Source organism: Brevundimonas sp. Br13, from assembly GCF_055391505.1.
Window position 1 is genome coordinate 2211724 of sequence record NZ_AP044008.1, and the last position, 15354, is coordinate 2227077.

Genomic DNA, 15354 nt, shown 5'->3' on the forward strand with positions numbered 1-15354 from the left:
GGGTCGTCGCAAGACGGCCCGCCTTTCCCTTGTGAAAGCCCCCCTGCCCGGTTCAGATGCCGCCATGTTCAGCCTGATGATCCTCGGCCTGGTCATCGCCCATATGGCGGTGCTGTTCGGCGTCGCCTGGCACCAGGAGCGGCCGGGCGCGCGCGGGCGCGGCCTGGGTCCGTCGGTCTATGCCCTGTCGCTGGCCATCTACTGCACCTCCTGGACCTATTATGGCGCGGTGGGCACCGCAGCCCGTGAGGGGTGGGAGTATCTGCCCATCTACATCGGCCCGGTGCTGGGGCTAACGGTGCTGTTTCCTCTGTGGCGTCGGATCGCCGCCGCCGCCCGGCGCGAGAACGTCGGCTCGATGGCGGACTTCGTGGCGTCCCGCTATGGCAAGAGCCAGACCCTGGGCGCGGTCGTGACGCTGGTCGCCATACTGGGCTCCCTGCCCTACATCGCGCTGCAGCTGAAATCCCTGTCCATGGCGGGGGCCCTGTTGACGGCGGGGACGCCGGTGGCCGGTTCCGAGAGCCTGACCGTTCTGGTGCTGGCGGGGGTGCTGGCGGGGTTCGCCATATTGTTCGGGGCGCGGCGGCCGGATCTGACCGAACACAATCGGGGCCTGATCCAGGCCGTCGGGTTGGAGTCCCTGGTCAAGCTGGGCGCTCTGCTTCTGGTCGCGGCCTTCGCCCTGTTGCTGCTGGTTCAGAACGGTTCAGGCGCGACAATCCGAGAGGGGCTGGGCGCCCTCGCCGCCCCGCCGGAGCTGACGCCTCGATTCCTGGCCATCGCCCTGATCGCCACCCTGGCCATCTTCTGTCTGCCGCGTCAGTTTCACGTCGCCTTCGTCGAGGGCGCCGACCCCAGCCATGTGCGCCGGGCCCGCTGGATTTTTCCGGCCTATCTGGTGCTGACCAGCCTGGCGGTGCTGCCGTTGGTGGCCGCCGGCGCCCTGTTCGCACCCTCGACCAACCCCGACCTGCTGGTTCTGGCCCTGCCGTTCGGGCGGGGCGAGACGTGGCTGACCGCCGTCGTCTTCGTCGGGGGGTTTTCCGCCGCCACGGCCATGGTCATCGTCGAGGCCGTGGCCCTGTCGGCCATGGTGTCCAACAGCCTGATCCTGCCCTTCCTGGCGCGAGACCGATGGCGGTTGCGCGGCGACGCCTCGGACATGTCGGGCATCATATTGCAGGTGCGACGGGGGGCCATTGTGGCGGTGCTGCTGCTGGCCTGGCTTTACTATCAGGCGACTGATCAGTCGCGGGGGCTGGCGGCCATGGGGCTGGTGTCCTTCGCCGCCATGGCGCAACTGGCGCCCGCCCTGTTCGGTGCCGTACTGTGGCGCGGCGGTCACGCCCACGGCGCCCTGGCGGGCGTCACCGTCGGGATCACGGTCTGGATCGCCATGCTGGCCCTGCCCCAGCTGGCGCCGGCCGCGCCCTGGCATCTGCATGTCATGTTGGGGGTTAAGGACCCGCTGGCGCTGGGCGTCTTCGTCAGCCTGGGGCTGAACCTGGCCGCCTATGTCGGGGTGTCGCGGTTCGCCCAGCCGCGGCTGATCGACCGAGTCCAGGCGCGGGCCTTCGTCGATCGTCTGGGGCCCGACTGGCTGGAGGCGCGGCCGTCGCCGGCCGGCGCCTCGGTCGGCGATCTGCGCGCCCTCGTCGCCCGCTTCATCGGGGACGAACGCGCCGAGCGGGCCTTTGCGGCCTGGAGCGCCGAAACCGATGTCCGGTTGCGAGACGCCGATCCGGCCAATGCGAGTTTGGCAAGGGCGGCGGAGCGGATGCTGGCCGGCGCCATCGGGGCGGCCTCGGCTCGGCGGGTGATCGCCGCCGCCCTGGCCGGCGGCGGCCGCGCGCCCGAGGATGTGGTGCGGATGCTGGACGAGGCGTCCCAGGCCGTCCAATTCAGTCGGGACCTGCTTCAGACGACCCTGGACAATATCGACCAGGGCGTGATCGTCGTGGACGAAGATCTGCGCATAACGGCCTGGAATCGCCGATATGTGTCTATGTTCGATCTCCCGGCCGGCTTCGTTCACGTCGGCTTGCCGATCGCCAGCATCTATCGACTGAACGCCGAACGCGGTGAAAGCCCCAACGACATTGACACCTGGGTGGAGCGGCGGCTGGAAGCCTTGAGCCGGCGCATTCCCCATGACCATGAACGGCTTCAGCCGGACGGGCGGGTGCTGCGTTCGTCCGGGGCGCCGATTCCCGGCGGCGGCTATGTGACCAGCTATACGGACATCACCGCCCTGCGGCGGGCGGCCAGCCAGTTGGAAGAGGCCAACGAAAGGCTGGAAGCTCGGGTCGCCGACCGGACGGCTCGGCTCGAGGAAGCGCGGCGCGCGGCGGAGGAGGCGACGGCCTCCAAGACCCGCTTCCTGGCCGCCGCCAGCCACGACCTGTTGCAGCCTTTGCATGCCGCGCGGCTGTTCATCGCCGCCCTCAAGGAAGAGCCGGCCGTCTCGGGACCGGAGGCGGGGCCGGCCGGCCGCACCCTGGCCCTGAATGCGGACCGGGCCATAGACAGCGCGCACCGGCTTCTGACCGCTCTTTTGAACCTGTCGAAGCTGGAGGCCGGCGGGGTGAAGGCGGCCGTGACACAGGTGTCGCTGGACGGACTGTTCGACGAGCTGGAGCGCGAATATCTGCCGGTGGCGGAGGCCAAGGGGCTGCGGCTGACTCTGGTGCGGAGCGGTCTGTGGGTGCAGTCGGACCGGGATCTGCTGCGGTCGATGCTTCAGAACCTGATCGCCAACGCTATTCGGTATACGGACACCGGACGGGTGCTGGTCGGGGCGCGGCGCAAGGGCGAGACCGTGCAAATCCTGGTGTACGACACCGGGCGAGGCATCCCCGACGCCGATCGTGAGACCGTTTTCGGGGAGTTCGTCCGCCTGCCCGGAGCGCCGGTCGATGAACCGGGCGCGGGGCTGGGCCTGGCCATCGTGCGACGATTGTCCAGCCTGCTGGATCATCCGCTGACGCTGACGTCCCGCGTCGGGGCCGGAACCGCCTTCCGCATTACGGCGCCGCGCCGTCACGCCGATCGTCCGCCTGAACCGGCGCCGCTGAAGGAGACGCGGCTGCCTCTGTCGGGTTTGCGGGTGCTCTGCGTCGACAATGAGCCGGTGATCCTGGACGCCTTGACGGCCCTGCTGACACGCTGGGGCGCCCGTCCGGTGACAGCGTCCAGCCTTGAGGCCGCAAAGGCCGTGACGGGGCCGTTCGACGCCGCCCTGATCGATCTGCATCTGGGCGAAGGGCCGGAAGGATTTGCGGTGATCGACTGGCTGCGGCCGCTGGGCGTGCGTCGGATCGCCTTGGTCACGGCCGATACGCGCGACGGCCTGAACGATCAGGCGACCGCCGCCGGGGCGGTGCTGCTGCCCAAACCCATCAAGCCCGCGGCGCTGAAAGCCTTTCTGTCCAGCTGAAGCGCCGGCTTGGATTCAGACGGCCGAGCGCACGGTCAGCACCGATCCGCTGACGCCCTTGACCACCACGTCCTGCCCTGGTTCGGGCGCCTCGCCCTCGATCACGGCAGCCCATTCGGCGCCGGATACGAACACCCGCCCGCGGCCGGCGACGAAGGCCTCCACGACCCGGGCGCGCTGATCAAGCAGACGACTGTCCCGATCATTGATGTCCTGGCCGGGCGGATTGGCTTTCTGCACCAGACGCCGCGACAGAATGGTGGCGATCACGGTCAGAACGGCGAAGACGGCGACCTCGCCCGGCAGGCCCAGACGCAGACCCACCGCCGTCATCACCGCCACCAGTCCCGCCGAGACCGCAGGCCACAGCAGCCATTCGGTCGAGAACATCGCCTCCACCGCCAGAAGGAGCACGCCCACGCCCAGCCAGATCCAGAACGGCTGGGCGGTGTAGAGATCGGCCACAAGGGTCATGTCGCGCGCTCCGATCAGGCGGTCGGCGGAACCGACGAACGACGTGCGGTCGTCGTTGGCCGAGCAGGCTGCGGCGCGTCCTGCTGCTGAGCCTTGGCCAAGCCGACCATCTCGCCGATGCCGGCGATCGTGCCGACGAGGGCGCCCATTTCCGCCGGAACGATGACGGTCCGCTGCTGAGGGCTGCGGGCCAGGTCGGCGAAGGCCTCGACGTATTTCTGGGCGACGAAATAGTTGATGGCGTTGACGTCCCCTCGGGCGATGGCTTCCGACACCATGGCGGTGGCGCGGGCTTCCGCCTCGGCTTCCCGCTCGCGCGCCTCGGCGTCGCGGAAGGCGGCCTCCTTGCGGCCTTCGGCCTCCAGAATGGCTGCCTGTTTGGCGCCCTCGGCGCGGGCGATGGCGGCCTGTTTCTCGCCGTCGGCTTCGGTCACCACAGCGCGGCGTTCGCGCTCGGCCTTCATCTGACGGGCCATGGCGTTGGTGACGTCGGTCGGCGGGGTCAGGTCCTTGATCTCGATCCTGTTGACCTTGACGCCCCAGGGCTCGGTCGCCGCGTCGATGACGTGCAGCAGGCGGGTGTTGATGCTGTCGCGCTGGCTCAACACCTCGTCCAGCTCCATTGAGCCGACCACAGTTCGCAGATTGGTCATGCACAGTTGAGCGATGGCGTAGGTCAGGTCGTCGACCCGATAGGCGGCGCGGGCGGCGTCCATCACCTGGATGAAGACGATGCCATCCACCCGGACCATGGCGTTGTCCTTGGTGATGACTTCCTGAGTCGGTACGTCAAGAACCTGCTCCATCATGTTCATCCGCTTGCCGATTCGTTCCACGAACGGGGTCAGAAAGCCAATGCCGGGGCTCAAGGTCTTGGTGTATTTTCCGAACCGTTCGACTGTGAATTCGCGCCCTTGGGGCACGATCTTGATCACGCTGAACAGCAGCGAGACGGCGAGGAACAGCAGAACGCCGGCGAAGATGGTGAGCACGTCCATGGGGGTCCTCCTTGAGAACCCCAGGTTACGCCGCGGCAGGCGGCTGCGCCATAAAAACCGGACGCGAGACGACCGTTTCAGCCCGCCCGAGCGGCGTAAACCGCCAGACGCTCCGCAACATCGTCTTCAATATCACCATAGAACAAGTTGTAAGGGCGGGCTTTTCGTCGATCCGCCCAACTCCCTCTTTCCTTGAAGGACTCCAGATCAGGCCAGCTGTGGCGCAGCAATCCGTCGCGGCACTGGGTCTCGACCTCCCGCGCCATCAGGGCCGGCCTTGCGCCCCATTCCAGGCCGGTGGCGTTGGTGGCGCCGCGATGAAGCCGTGCGGGGACGCGCGCTTCGCCCGTTCCGCCCGTCACCGGATTGACGCAGACCGGGCGGCGGCCCGCAAGATCGACGAACTGTCCGCGCTCGTCCCAAACCGTCGCCCGTCGAAGCCGGCGATGCGCGGCCGCATCATCGGGAGCGCCGACTTGAGACCAGGCGACGACGCAGTGGATCTGCCGCCGGTCGGCGCAGGGCGGCGTGTCGGCCGGCAGGTTTTCGACGGCGATGATGGCGTCCATCAGATAGGCCGCGACCATCCGGCTTCTGAGCACGGGATCAGGCGCGATCCGTTCCCGGATCAAACGATCCAGAAGATCGGCCCCCTGCTCCACCCCCGCCAGGACGATGGGGCCCGTCGGATGGCGACCCAGCCAGACGTCGAAGGCGGACAGAATATCGTCATAGGCGAAGGCGCGCGCTTCGCGCGCGTCGTCGCGCAGGGTCAGCCGCGTATAGAGGCTGGCCTGCCTATAGCGGGGCGCGCTGACGGCGCCGGCGCGAGCGAAGGGTCCGGCGTAGTTCGGCAGAACCACGCGCTCCAGATAGGCGTCGGCCTTCTTGTCGCCGATCGCGCCGTTCCAGTCGCGGCCGCCGTCGAAGGTCGTCGAATGGACGAAGAAGACATTGGCCGCGCCGGACCCTTGCACCCGCGCGTCCAGAAGGGCCCAGGCCGAGGGCTGGGCGTAGTCGGGCGCCGGGGGCGGGCGATAGGTCTGAAACGGAATCTGCGGATCAAGGGCGGCGCGCAGAATGTCGCCCCGCCAGACGGCCACCGCCGCCGTCAACAGAAAGACCAGGACAAAGCCGCTGTATCCAATCCATTGACGCAATGTCAGATGTTTCATCGATAAGGATCTGGCTGAGAAAGGAATTGCTGAACATAGCGCCGCACTCCCTCTTCCAGAGGCGTCGCCTGTCCCTCGAAACCCGCAGCCCGGATGCGATCCATCCGCGCCTGGGTGAAATACTGGTATCGGTCGCGGATGACCTCCGGCATGTCGATATAGGCGATCGCCTCAGGCTTGCCGGCTGCGGCGAAGGTGGCGCGCGCCAGGTCGGCGAAGGAGCGGGCCTGGCCCGATCCGGCGTTGAAGATCCCCGAGACCTGAGGCGATTGCAGCAGGAACTCGATCACATCGACCACATCGTCCACATAGACGAAGTCCCTCAGCTGACCCCCGTCAGCATAGGCGGGGTTGTGCGAGCGGAAGAGGCTGACGGTCTCGCCCGCCGCCACCTTGGGCCAGATCTGGGCGACGACCGACTTCATCCCGCCCTTGTGGCCCTCGTTCGGTCCATAGACGTTGAAGAATTTCAGCCCGGCCCATTGCGGCGGCGCCTGGTCCCGGTCCGCCTGTCGAACCGCGTACTGGTCGAACAGAAGCTTGGAATAGCCATAGGCGTTCAGGGGCCGCAGCTGCCCCAGGGACAGGGCGTCGTCATCGTCGTTGAACCCCGTCTCGCCGTCGCCGTAGGTGGCCGCCGAGGAGGCGTAGATCAGGCGGACGTTGCGGATGGCGCACCAGTCCCAGAGATCGCGCGACAGGGTGAAGTTGGTCCGCAGGATCAGGTCCGCATCCGGTTCGGTCGTCGAGGAGATCGCGCCCATATGGACCACGGCCTCGATCCGTTCGGCATGGCGCTCCAGCTGGTCGAACATCTCCTCGGGAGACCAGAAATCCGCGATCGGATGTTTGGCCAGATTCCGCCACTTGCCCAGATCGGCCGTCTCCAGCCGATCACAGACGATGACGTCATAGGCCGTCTCCTTCGTCAGCCGGGCCACGATGTTGGAGCCGATGAAGCCGGCTCCGCCGGTCACCACGATCATCCGGGGCGTCATGTCAGGCCTGGGTCGTCTTGGCGCCGATCTGGATGGCCAGATCGTCGAAGGCGATCAGCTGGGCCGCCAAGGCCTCGAACTGATCCAGCGGCACCATGTTCGGGCCGTCCGACGGGGCGTTGTCGGGGGCCGGGTGGGTCTCCATGAAGACCGCGTCCACGCCCACGGAGACGGCGGCGCGGGCCAGAACCGGCACGAACTCGCGCTGGCCGCCCGACGAGGTGCCCTGCCCGCCCGGCTGCTGCACGCTGTGGGTCGCATCGAACACGACCGGGCAGCCGATGTCGCGCAGCACCGGAAGCGCCCGCATGTCGCTGACCAGGGTGTTGTAGCCGAAGCTGGCGCCCCGTTCGCACGCCATGACGTTCGGATTGCCGGCCCCAACCACTTTGGCCACGACATTCTTCATGTCCCAGGGGGCCAGGAACTGGCCCTTCTTGATGTTGATCGCCTTGCCGGTCGCGGCCGCAGCCAGCAGCAGGTCGGTCTGGCGGCTCAAAAAGGCCGGGATCTGCAGCACGTCGACCACCTCGCCGACGGGTCCGCACTGCGCCTCGGAGTGGACGTCGGTCAGGGTCGGCAGGCCCGTCACCTCGCGGATCTCGGCGAAGATCGGCAGGGAGTCCTTCAGGCCGATTCCCCGCGCCGCATTGGCGCTGGTCCGGTTCGCCTTGTCGAAACTGGTCTTGTAGATGATGCCGACCTTCAGCCGCTCGCCGATTTCCTTCAGCGCATGGGCCGTCTCCAGCGCGTGCTGACGGCTCTCCATCTGGCAGGGGCCGGCGATGAAGACGATTCGGGCGCCGCCGCCGATGACGACAGGCGTCCGAAGACCTTCGGACAACGTAATGACGGCGTTGGGTCGGCTCACGAGGCGGCTCTTTCGAAGTTCAGGCGTTATGGGAGCGGCGTTTGCCGCAGCTATGAGGCCATCAGGTGGCGCTCATTTCCCGTGAGCGCAAGCTATCATCATGGAGTTCGCCTGCGTGGCCCCCAAGCCTGTCGTCCTTTGGTTTCGCCGCGACCTTCGCTTGCACGACAATCCCGCCCTCAACCAGGCCGCCGCGACCGGCCGTCCGATCCTGCCGGTCTTCATCCTGGACCGCGACCCGGACCGCCCGGCGGGCGCCGCCTCGCTGTGGTGGCTGGACAAGTCTCTGCGCGCCCTGGACGCCGCGCTGCGCCAGCGAGGATCGCGGCTGATCCTGCGGCGGGGCGAGGCCCTGGTGCAGCTTCAGGTGTTGATCCAAGAAACCGGCGCCGACGCCGTCTTCATGAACCGTCTATTCGAGCCCGCCGCCTTCGCTCGCGACGCCGAGATCGCCCATGAGCTGAAGTCGGCCGGCGTCGACTGCCGAGGCTTCAACGCGTCGCTCCTGGCGCGGCCGGGCGCCGTACTGAACGGGTCGGGCGCGCCCTACCAGGTCTTCACCCCCTTTATGAAGGCCCTGCTGGCGAAGATTGAGCCGCTGCCGCACACGACCGGACCGCGTCGGATCGAGACCCCGGCCGAGGTGGCGGGCGAGGCGGTGGACGACTGGGGTCTGCACCCCACCCGGCCCGACTGGTCGAAGGGCTTCGACTGGACGCCGGGCGAGGCCGGCGCCGCAGCGGCCCTGTCCGACTTCCTGGCGCGCGGTGCGAAGACCTACGCGGCCGACCGCGACCGCCCCGGCCTGCCGTCCACCAGCCGCCTGTCGCCCCACTTGCACTGGGGCGAGATCAGCCCCTGGCGTGCGGCCCAGCGCGCCCGCGAGGCCGCGCCAGCGGCCGAGGCGGCCAAGTTCGTCTCCGAACTGGGCTGGCGCGACTTCTCTGCCCATCTGCTCCACCATTTCCCGACGATCGTCGACCGCGCCTTCCGCCCGGAATATGAGGCCATGCCTTGGCGCAACGATCCCGAGGGGCTGGAGGCGTGGAAGCGGGGCCGCACCGGCTATCCCCTGGTCGACGCCGGCATGCGTCAACTTTGGACGACCGGCTGGATGCACAACCGGGTGCGGATGGTCGCGGCCTCCTTCCTGGTCAAACATCTGCTGATCGACTGGCGCGAGGGCGAGGCCTGGTTCTGGGACACTCTGGTGGACGCCGACCTGGCCAGCAATGTGCAGAACTGGCAGTGGGTGGCGGGCTCGGGCGCCGACGCCGCCCCATACTTCCGCATCTTCAATCCCATAGGTCAGGGCGAAAAGTTCGACCCCGACGGCGCCTATGTCCGTCGCTGGGTTCCCGAGCTGCGCCGCCTGCCGGACCGTTGGCTCCATTCGCCGTGGACAGCCCCCGCCGAAGTTCTGCGCGACGCGGGAGTGAGGCTTGGAACGGACTATCCGCACCCTATCTTGGATCATGCCCAGGCGCGTGCGCGCGCCCTCGACGCCTTGAAGACGGTGTCGGGTCGCGATGCGTCCGCTGATCCTGACTGACGATTGAGACAGAGGTTCTTGCATGACTGCCGCCGCTCTGGACATCGAGGCCGCCGCCGCCCGCACCCCGCGCGTTTTCGGCCTGCTGCTGCGTCTGCTGGCGTCGAACTGGACCTTCGGCCGCCTCACCGTTCGCCTGCCGAACGGCGAGGTTCATGTGCTGGAGGGCGCCCGTCCCGGCCCCAGCGGCGTGCTTGAAGTCAAGGACTATCGCTTCGCCCGCCGCGTCCTGGCCGCCGGCGACATCGGCTTCGCCGAGGCCTATATGGCCGGTGAATGGGACAGCCCCCATCTGGCCGCCCTGCTGGAGACCCTGGTCGAGAACTATGACCACATCCGCCGCCTGTTCGACGGCAACTGGCTGATGAAGGTGGTCAACTGGCTGGCCCACCGGCGCAACCGCAACAGCCGGACAGGCTCGAAAAAGAACATCCACGCCCACTACGACCTGGGCAACGCCTTCTACTCGACCTGGCTGGACCGTTCGATGACCTATTCCTCGGCCCGGTTCGACGGCGCCGACCGGTCGCTGGAAGCCGCCCAGCAGGCCAAATACGCCGCCCTGGCCCGGATGATGGACCTCAAGCCCGGCATGTCGGTGCTGGAGATCGGCTGCGGCTGGGGCGGCTTCGCCGAGTTCGCCGCCCGCGAGATCGGCGCCCAGGTCACCGGCCTGACCATTTCGAAGGAACAGTACGATTTCGCCCGCCGGCGCCTGTTCAACGCCGGCCTTTCGGACAGGGCGACAGTCGACCTGATGGACTATCGCGACGTCCAGGGCCGCTTCGACCGGGTCGCCTCCATCGAGATGTTCGAGGCGGTCGGCAAGGAATACTGGCCCGCCTATTTCGGCAAGATCCACGAGGTGCTGAATCCCGGCGGCCGCGCGGGGCTTCAGATCATCACCATCCAGGAGCCCCTGTTCGACGAATACAACGCCCGCACCGACTTCATTCAGAAATACGTCTTCCCCGGCGGCATGCTGCCGTCGGAAGAGCGGCTGAAGCCGGTCGTGGCCGCCGCCGGCCTGAACTGGGGCCCCATCGAACGCTTCGGTCTTGACTATGCCGAAACCCTGAAACTCTGGGACGATCGCTTCCAGGCCGCCTGGTCCGACATCCGCCGCGTCACCGGTTTCGACGAGCGGTTCCGCCGGCTGTGGCGCTTCTATCTGGCCTATTGTGAGGCGGGCTTCCGCTCGCGCCGGACCGATGTGGTGCAACTGGTGCTGGACCGCGCCTGACATTAGGCTGGGGCCATGACCCAGCCCTCGCCCCTCTTTCCCCTGATCTCCACAGGGGATCTCGCCGCCCTGACGGACGATCCGTCGCTGCGCATCCTGGACGCCAGCTGGCATCTGGACGGCCGGGACGGCCGGGCCGAGTTCGCGGTCGGACATATTCCCGGCGCCCGCTTCTTCGATCTGGACAGCGTCTCTGACGGCTCCTGCGGCCTGCCCCACATGCTGCCCTCGCCCGCAGCCTTCGCATCCGCCCTGTCGGACCTGGGGATCGGCGAGACGCACCGGGTGGTGGTCTATGATTCCGTCGGCCTGTTCTCGGCGGCCCGCGTCCGATGGATGCTGAAGGTCATGGGCGCCGCCCACGTCCAGGTGCTGGACGGCGGTCTGCCGAAATGGAAGTCCGAGGGACGCCCCGTCGAAGCCGGGACCCCGCCTCCGCCTTCGCCCGCGCGGTTCACCCCGGATTTCGACGCGGACGCAGTCGCCGGCCTGGATGATGTGCGCGCCGCACTCGCAGAGGGGATTCAGGTCGCCGACGCCCGCGGTCCCGCCCGCTTCGCCGGCCAGGCGGCGGAACCCCGACCCGGCGTCCGTGCGGGCCATATGCCCGGCGCGATCAACCTGCCCTACGCCGCCCTGATCGACGGCGACGGTCGGCTGAAACAGGGCGACGCCCTGAGCGCGGTTCTGGAGCAGGCGGGGCTGGATGCGGCGGCGCCGGTGATCACCACCTGCGGCTCCGGCGTCACGGCCGCCATCATCAGCCTGGCGCTGGAGACCCTGGGCCGGCCTTCGCGCCTCTACGACGGTTCCTGGGCCGAATGGGGGTCTCGGACCGACACCCCCGTCGCCACTGCGAGCTGAGCCCCTTCGTCCCGATCAGGCCAGGATCGGCGGCGAGGCCGGGGTTTCGGTGATCGGCTCGACCGGCTCGTCCTTCTCGCCGCGCGAGACGACGGTGGCCAGCACCAGGTCGCCGGTGACGTTCAGCGTCGTGCGGCACATGTCCAGGAAGCGGTCGACGCCCAGGATCAGACCGATCCCTTCAGGCGGCACCTTCACCATGACCAGGATCATGGCCACGACCGGCAGCGACCCGGCCGGCACTCCGGCCGTGCCGATTCCGCCCAGGATGCAGACCAGCATGACGATCAACTGCTGGGTCAGGCTCAGGTCGACGTTGAAGAACTGGGCCAGGAACAGCACCGTCACCCCCTCGAACAGGGCCGTGCCGTTCTGGTTGGCGGTGGCGCCGACGGTCAGCACGAAACGGGCGATCTTGCGCGGCAGTTTCAACTCGTGCTCGGCCGCCTTCAGCGACACCGGCAGGGAGGCGTTGGACGAGGCCGTGGAGAAGGCCACCACCATGGGCTCGCGCACCGCCTTGAAGAAGCCGAACGGCGAGCGCCCGCCGAGAATCCAGATGACGAGGGGATAGACGACGAACATATGGATCGCCATGGCGCCAACGGCGACGCCGACGAAGGCGGCTAGACGCACCAGCAGATCCCAGCCGAACAGGGCGGCCAGATTGAACATCAGGCAGGCGATGGCGATGGGCGCCAGTTTGATGAAGAGGTTGATCAGCTTCATCGTGACTTCGAGAATGCCTTCGATGACCTGCTGGAGGCGGTCGGTGGCGGGGCTCTTGGCCATGACCAGGCCGATGCCGAAGAACAGGGCGAAGACCATGAGCGGCAGGATCTGGTTCTCCGCCGCCGCCGTGACCGCGTTGGACGGAACCAGGCCTAGGAAGAAGTCGCCGAGCTGGATGGTCTCCGGCGCATTCTGGACGATTCCGGCCGCGCCGTCGCGGCCTTGCTCCAGCAACTGTTGAGCCATGGCCGGATCGACGCCGCGACCGGGCTGCAACAGATTGACCATCACCAGCCCTATGACCACGGCGATGCCGGACACCAATATGGTCAGAAGCAGGGTCCTGATCCCCGCCCGGCCAAGGGCGTTCAGATCCCCCATCTCCGCCACCCCGATGACCAGGGCTGAGAACAGCAAGGGGATCACCATCATGAACAGCAGGCGCAGGAAGATCTGACCGGCCGGGCCGGTGACGTTGTCGGTCAGCCAGACGACCCAGGGCGTGTCGGCGCCGAGGGTCAAATTGACCCAAAGGCCGGCGCCCAGGCCGACGGTGAAGCCGATCAGCATCAGCCAGTGGAGCGCCAAGCCCCCGCGTTTGGTCTCAGTCATCTGTCCCCCAGAAAACGATGCAAGTCGTCGCGCTTAACGGATCGGCAATCCATAGATCAAGCCGGGCGGCCGACCGTTCCACTGTGCGTTCAATCCGCGGGCCAGGTCGAGCGGCGATTGAGAGCCCAGGTTCCGATCGAAGATTTCGCCATAGTTGCCGACTGCGGAAACAGCGTCCTTCGCCCAGGTCTTCGACAGGCCCAGCATGGCGCCGAAATCCCCTTCGGCGCCCAGCAGACGCCGGATGCGCGGGTCTTTTGCGTCTTCGGCTTGGGCTTCGACATTCTCCTGGGTCACGCCCAGTTCTTCGGCCAGAATGACGGCGTTGAGGGTCCAGCGGACCACGTCGGCCCAGCGTTCGTCTCCTGCGCGGACGACTGGTCCCAGCGGCTCCTTGGACACCACGTCTGACAATATCGTGTGCGCCTGGGAATCGGCCAGGACGGCGCGCGCAGCGGCCAGGGCCGAAATGTCGGCGCTCAGGGCGTCGCAGTCCTCGCGGCCATAGGCGTCGCGCGCCGCCTCCTCCGTGGGCAAGACGACAGGCCGGTACGGGATCCCCCGTGACCTGAAGAAGTCGTCGGCGTTGGCCTGGGCGGTCGAGCCGGCCTGGACGCAGACCCGCGCCCCATTCAGCTCAGTCGCGCTGTTCAGACTGAGTGACCGCCGCACCAGAAAGCCCTGGCCGTCGTAATAGTTGACGCCGGCGAAGACGAATCCTTCGCCGGCGTCGCGGCTCATGGTCCAGGACGAGTTGCGCCAAAGGACATCGATCCTGCCCTCATTCAAGGCGGCGAACCGGTCTGAGGCCGACAGGGGCACGAAGCGCACCGCCTCGGAGTCGCCCAGGATCGCCGCCGCCATGGCCCGGCAGAAGTCGGCGTCGAAACCCCGCCATTGCCCGCGATTGTCGGTGTGGGCGAAGCCCACCAACCCCTGATGCACCCCGCAATTGAGCCGCCCGCGGCGCTTGACCGCCGCCAAGGTCGGACTTTCGGGGCGATCGGTCGTCACCGTCGGCGCCGGGACCGGGGGGGCGTCGTCTTCGGCGGCGCGTCTGGCGTCGTTGCGGCCGCAAGCCGCCGCCGCCAACAGCAGGACCGTCATCGCTCCGATCGCCATGATCCGCATCGCGTTCGTCTCCTCCGCTTGCGCCCGGCCGACTTTAGAGGCCTTTAGACCCTGATCCGCAAGCCATCGGAGAGGCCATGTCGCCGCATTCGGACCGCACCCGCCTGATCTCGTCCGCCACCCGCCGGGGGCAGGGCCGCCGTCCGGTCAATCCCCCCGTCGAGCGGGCCTCGACCATGCTCAGCGACCGTGCGGCGGCCATGCGGGATGACGCCGATGGCCCGACCTACGGCCTGGGCGGCGGGGCGGCCGCGCGCCAGCTGCGAGCGGCCCTGGCCGACCTGGAAGCGGCCGAGGACGCCTTTATCGTTCCCTCCGGCCTCGCCGCCGTCACCGTGCCCCTGCTGGCCCTGACCCGGCCGGGCGACGAGGTGATCACGACCGACGCCCTCTATGGCCCGTCGCGACGCTTTCTGTCCCGCTACCAGGCCGCGCGCGGCGTCACGTCACGATTTTTGCCGGCCGATGCGGATGCTGAAGAGGTGATCGCCGCGATCGGGCCGCGCACCCGCCTGGTCCTGATGGAGTCGCCCGCCTCCCTGACGTTTGAAATGATCGACGTCGCGGCAGTGGCTCGGGCCTGTCGCGAACGCGGCGTGCTCAGCATGATCGACAACACCTGGGGCGCCGGCCTGGCCTTCAAACCCCTGGCCCACGGCGTGGACGTCAGCGTCCAGGCCCTGACCAAATATGTTTCGGGCCATTCCGACGTTCTGATGGGCGGAATCTCCGTGACGGATTCAGCCTGTCGCCGGGCGATCGCCGATACGATCGAAGACCTGGGCTGGCACGTTTCGCCCGACGACGCCTGGCTGGCCCTGCGCGGCCTGCGCACCCTGCCCCTGCGCTACGCCGAACAGGGTCGGTCGGGTCTGATCGTCGCCGAATGGCTGCAGGCCCGGCCCGAGGTGTCCCGCGTCCTTTATCCGCCCCTGCCCGGCTCTGTCGGCCATGAGCTGTGGACACGCGACTTCACCGGCGCCGCCTCCCTGATGGGGGTGGTTCTGAAGGGGGGAACCGAGGCCGCCGGCCAGGCCCTGCTTGACGCCCTCCGCCTGTTCGGCATGGGCTATTCCTGGGGCGGATTCGAAAGCCTGATCACCCACGAAACCCATCAGACGGCCTATCGCGTCCATCCGCCCGCCTTGGAGGGGGAGCTCATCCGACTGCATGTGGGGCTGGAAGATCCGTCGGACCTGATTGCGGACCTGGAGCGGGGACTGGCGGCCTTCCGCGCCGCGCTCACCCTTCCTTAAGCGGGCGGC

12 protein-coding genes are annotated in these 15354 nt (G+C 67.9%); 5 read left to right on the plus strand and 7 right to left on the minus strand.

The genetic code is table 11. The features are described 5' to 3' along the window. Positions 1 to 64 precede the first annotated feature (64 nt). Complete coding sequence (locus ACZ5M6_RS10885) at positions 65 to 3439, plus strand: hybrid sensor histidine kinase/response regulator (RefSeq protein WP_464158572.1); 3375 nt, start codon at positions 65 to 67, stop codon at positions 3437 to 3439. A gap of 15 nt (positions 3440 to 3454) precedes the next feature. Here ACZ5M6_RS10885 and ACZ5M6_RS10890 read toward each other — a convergent pair whose 3' ends face one another. From ACZ5M6_RS10890 to kdsA, 5 genes are all read right to left on the minus strand, one after another. Next, positions 3455 to 3913, minus strand: coding sequence for an NfeD family protein (locus ACZ5M6_RS10890; protein WP_191557823.1), 459 nt, complete (start codon positions 3911 to 3913; stop codon positions 3455 to 3457). 14 nt (positions 3914 to 3927) lie between these two features. After that, complete coding sequence (locus ACZ5M6_RS10895) at positions 3928 to 4911, minus strand: SPFH domain-containing protein (RefSeq protein WP_054765777.1); 984 nt, start codon at positions 4909 to 4911, stop codon at positions 3928 to 3930. A 77-nt stretch (positions 4912 to 4988) separates the two neighbouring features. Then, positions 4989 to 6086, minus strand: coding sequence for a DUF3089 domain-containing protein (locus ACZ5M6_RS10900; RefSeq protein ID WP_464158575.1), 1098 nt, complete (start codon positions 6084 to 6086; stop codon positions 4989 to 4991). Then, a complete protein-coding gene (gene rfaD / locus ACZ5M6_RS10905) occupies positions 6083 to 7084 on the minus strand; it encodes an ADP-glyceromanno-heptose 6-epimerase (RefSeq protein WP_227975916.1) in 1002 nt (333 codons plus the stop codon). The genes ACZ5M6_RS10900 and rfaD overlap by 4 nt, the downstream gene beginning before the upstream one ends. 1 nt (position 7085) lies before the next feature. Then, positions 7086 to 7955 (minus strand): 3-deoxy-8-phosphooctulonate synthase, encoded by an 870-nt coding sequence (gene kdsA, locus ACZ5M6_RS10910; protein WP_370513357.1) that lies wholly within the window; start codon positions 7953 to 7955, stop codon positions 7086 to 7088. Positions 7956 to 8055: 100 nt separating this feature from the next. Here kdsA and ACZ5M6_RS10915 point away from each other — a divergent pair, with 100 nt between their 5' ends. From ACZ5M6_RS10915 to sseA, 3 genes are read left to right on the plus strand one after another with little or no spacing between them, the layout of a single operon-like run. Beyond that, positions 8056 to 9507: a cryptochrome/photolyase family protein gene (locus tag ACZ5M6_RS10915; protein ID WP_464158577.1), complete on the plus strand. Its 1452-nt coding sequence runs from the start codon at positions 8056 to 8058 to the stop codon at positions 9505 to 9507. Between the two features lie 22 nt (positions 9508 to 9529). Continuing rightward, complete coding sequence (locus tag ACZ5M6_RS10920) at positions 9530 to 10750, plus strand: SAM-dependent methyltransferase (RefSeq protein WP_191555696.1); 1221 nt, start codon at positions 9530 to 9532, stop codon at positions 10748 to 10750. A 15-nt stretch (positions 10751 to 10765) separates the two neighbouring features. Next, complete coding sequence (gene sseA, locus ACZ5M6_RS10925) at positions 10766 to 11614, plus strand: 3-mercaptopyruvate sulfurtransferase (protein ID WP_464158579.1); 849 nt, start codon at positions 10766 to 10768, stop codon at positions 11612 to 11614. A 15-nt stretch (positions 11615 to 11629) separates the two neighbouring features. Here sseA and ACZ5M6_RS10930 read toward each other — a convergent pair whose 3' ends face one another. Further along, on the minus strand, positions 11630 to 12958 hold the full coding sequence (locus tag ACZ5M6_RS10930; protein WP_464158580.1) for a dicarboxylate/amino acid:cation symporter: 1329 nt from the start codon (positions 12956 to 12958) through the stop codon (positions 11630 to 11632). A 33-nt stretch (positions 12959 to 12991) separates the two neighbouring features. Beyond that, entirely contained in the window at positions 12992 to 14080 is a 1089-nt protein-coding gene (locus ACZ5M6_RS10935) for an amino acid ABC transporter substrate-binding protein (protein ID WP_464158582.1), read from the minus strand. A gap of 86 nt (positions 14081 to 14166) precedes the next feature. Between ACZ5M6_RS10935 and metC the strand changes: the two genes are divergently transcribed. After that, positions 14167 to 15345: a cystathionine beta-lyase gene (gene metC, locus ACZ5M6_RS10940; protein WP_464158584.1), complete on the plus strand. Its 1179-nt coding sequence runs from the start codon at positions 14167 to 14169 to the stop codon at positions 15343 to 15345. Positions 15346 to 15354: the final 9 nt, after the last annotated feature.

What these genes read in the sequence shown, in the direction of transcription:
- ACZ5M6_RS10885 (WP_464158572.1), top strand. Translation starts at nt 65, where the DNA reads ATGTTCAGCCTGATGATCCTCGGCCTGGTCATCGCCCATATGGCGGTG.
- ACZ5M6_RS10890 (WP_191557823.1), bottom strand. Translation starts at nt 3,913, where the DNA reads ATGACCCTTGTGGCCGATCTCTACACCGCCCAGCCGTTCTGGATCTGG.
- ACZ5M6_RS10895 (WP_054765777.1), bottom strand. Translation starts at nt 4,911, where the DNA reads ATGGACGTGCTCACCATCTTCGCCGGCGTTCTGCTGTTCCTCGCCGTC.
- ACZ5M6_RS10900 (WP_464158575.1), bottom strand. Translation starts at nt 6,086, where the DNA reads ATGAAACATCTGACATTGCGTCAATGGATTGGATACAGCGGCTTTGTC.
- rfaD (WP_227975916.1), bottom strand. Translation starts at nt 7,084, where the DNA reads ATGACGCCCCGGATGATCGTGGTGACCGGCGGAGCCGGCTTCATCGGC.
- ACZ5M6_RS10915 (WP_464158577.1), top strand. Translation starts at nt 8,056, where the DNA reads ATGGAGTTCGCCTGCGTGGCCCCCAAGCCTGTCGTCCTTTGGTTTCGC.
- ACZ5M6_RS10920 (WP_191555696.1), top strand. Translation starts at nt 9,530, where the DNA reads ATGACTGCCGCCGCTCTGGACATCGAGGCCGCCGCCGCCCGCACCCCG.
- sseA (WP_464158579.1), top strand. Translation starts at nt 10,766, where the DNA reads ATGACCCAGCCCTCGCCCCTCTTTCCCCTGATCTCCACAGGGGATCTC.
- ACZ5M6_RS10930 (WP_464158580.1), bottom strand. Translation starts at nt 12,958, where the DNA reads ATGACTGAGACCAAACGCGGGGGCTTGGCGCTCCACTGGCTGATGCTG.
- ACZ5M6_RS10935 (WP_464158582.1), bottom strand. Translation starts at nt 14,080, where the DNA reads ATGGCGATCGGAGCGATGACGGTCCTGCTGTTGGCGGCGGCGGCTTGC.
- metC (WP_464158584.1), top strand. Translation starts at nt 14,167, where the DNA reads ATGTCGCCGCATTCGGACCGCACCCGCCTGATCTCGTCCGCCACCCGC.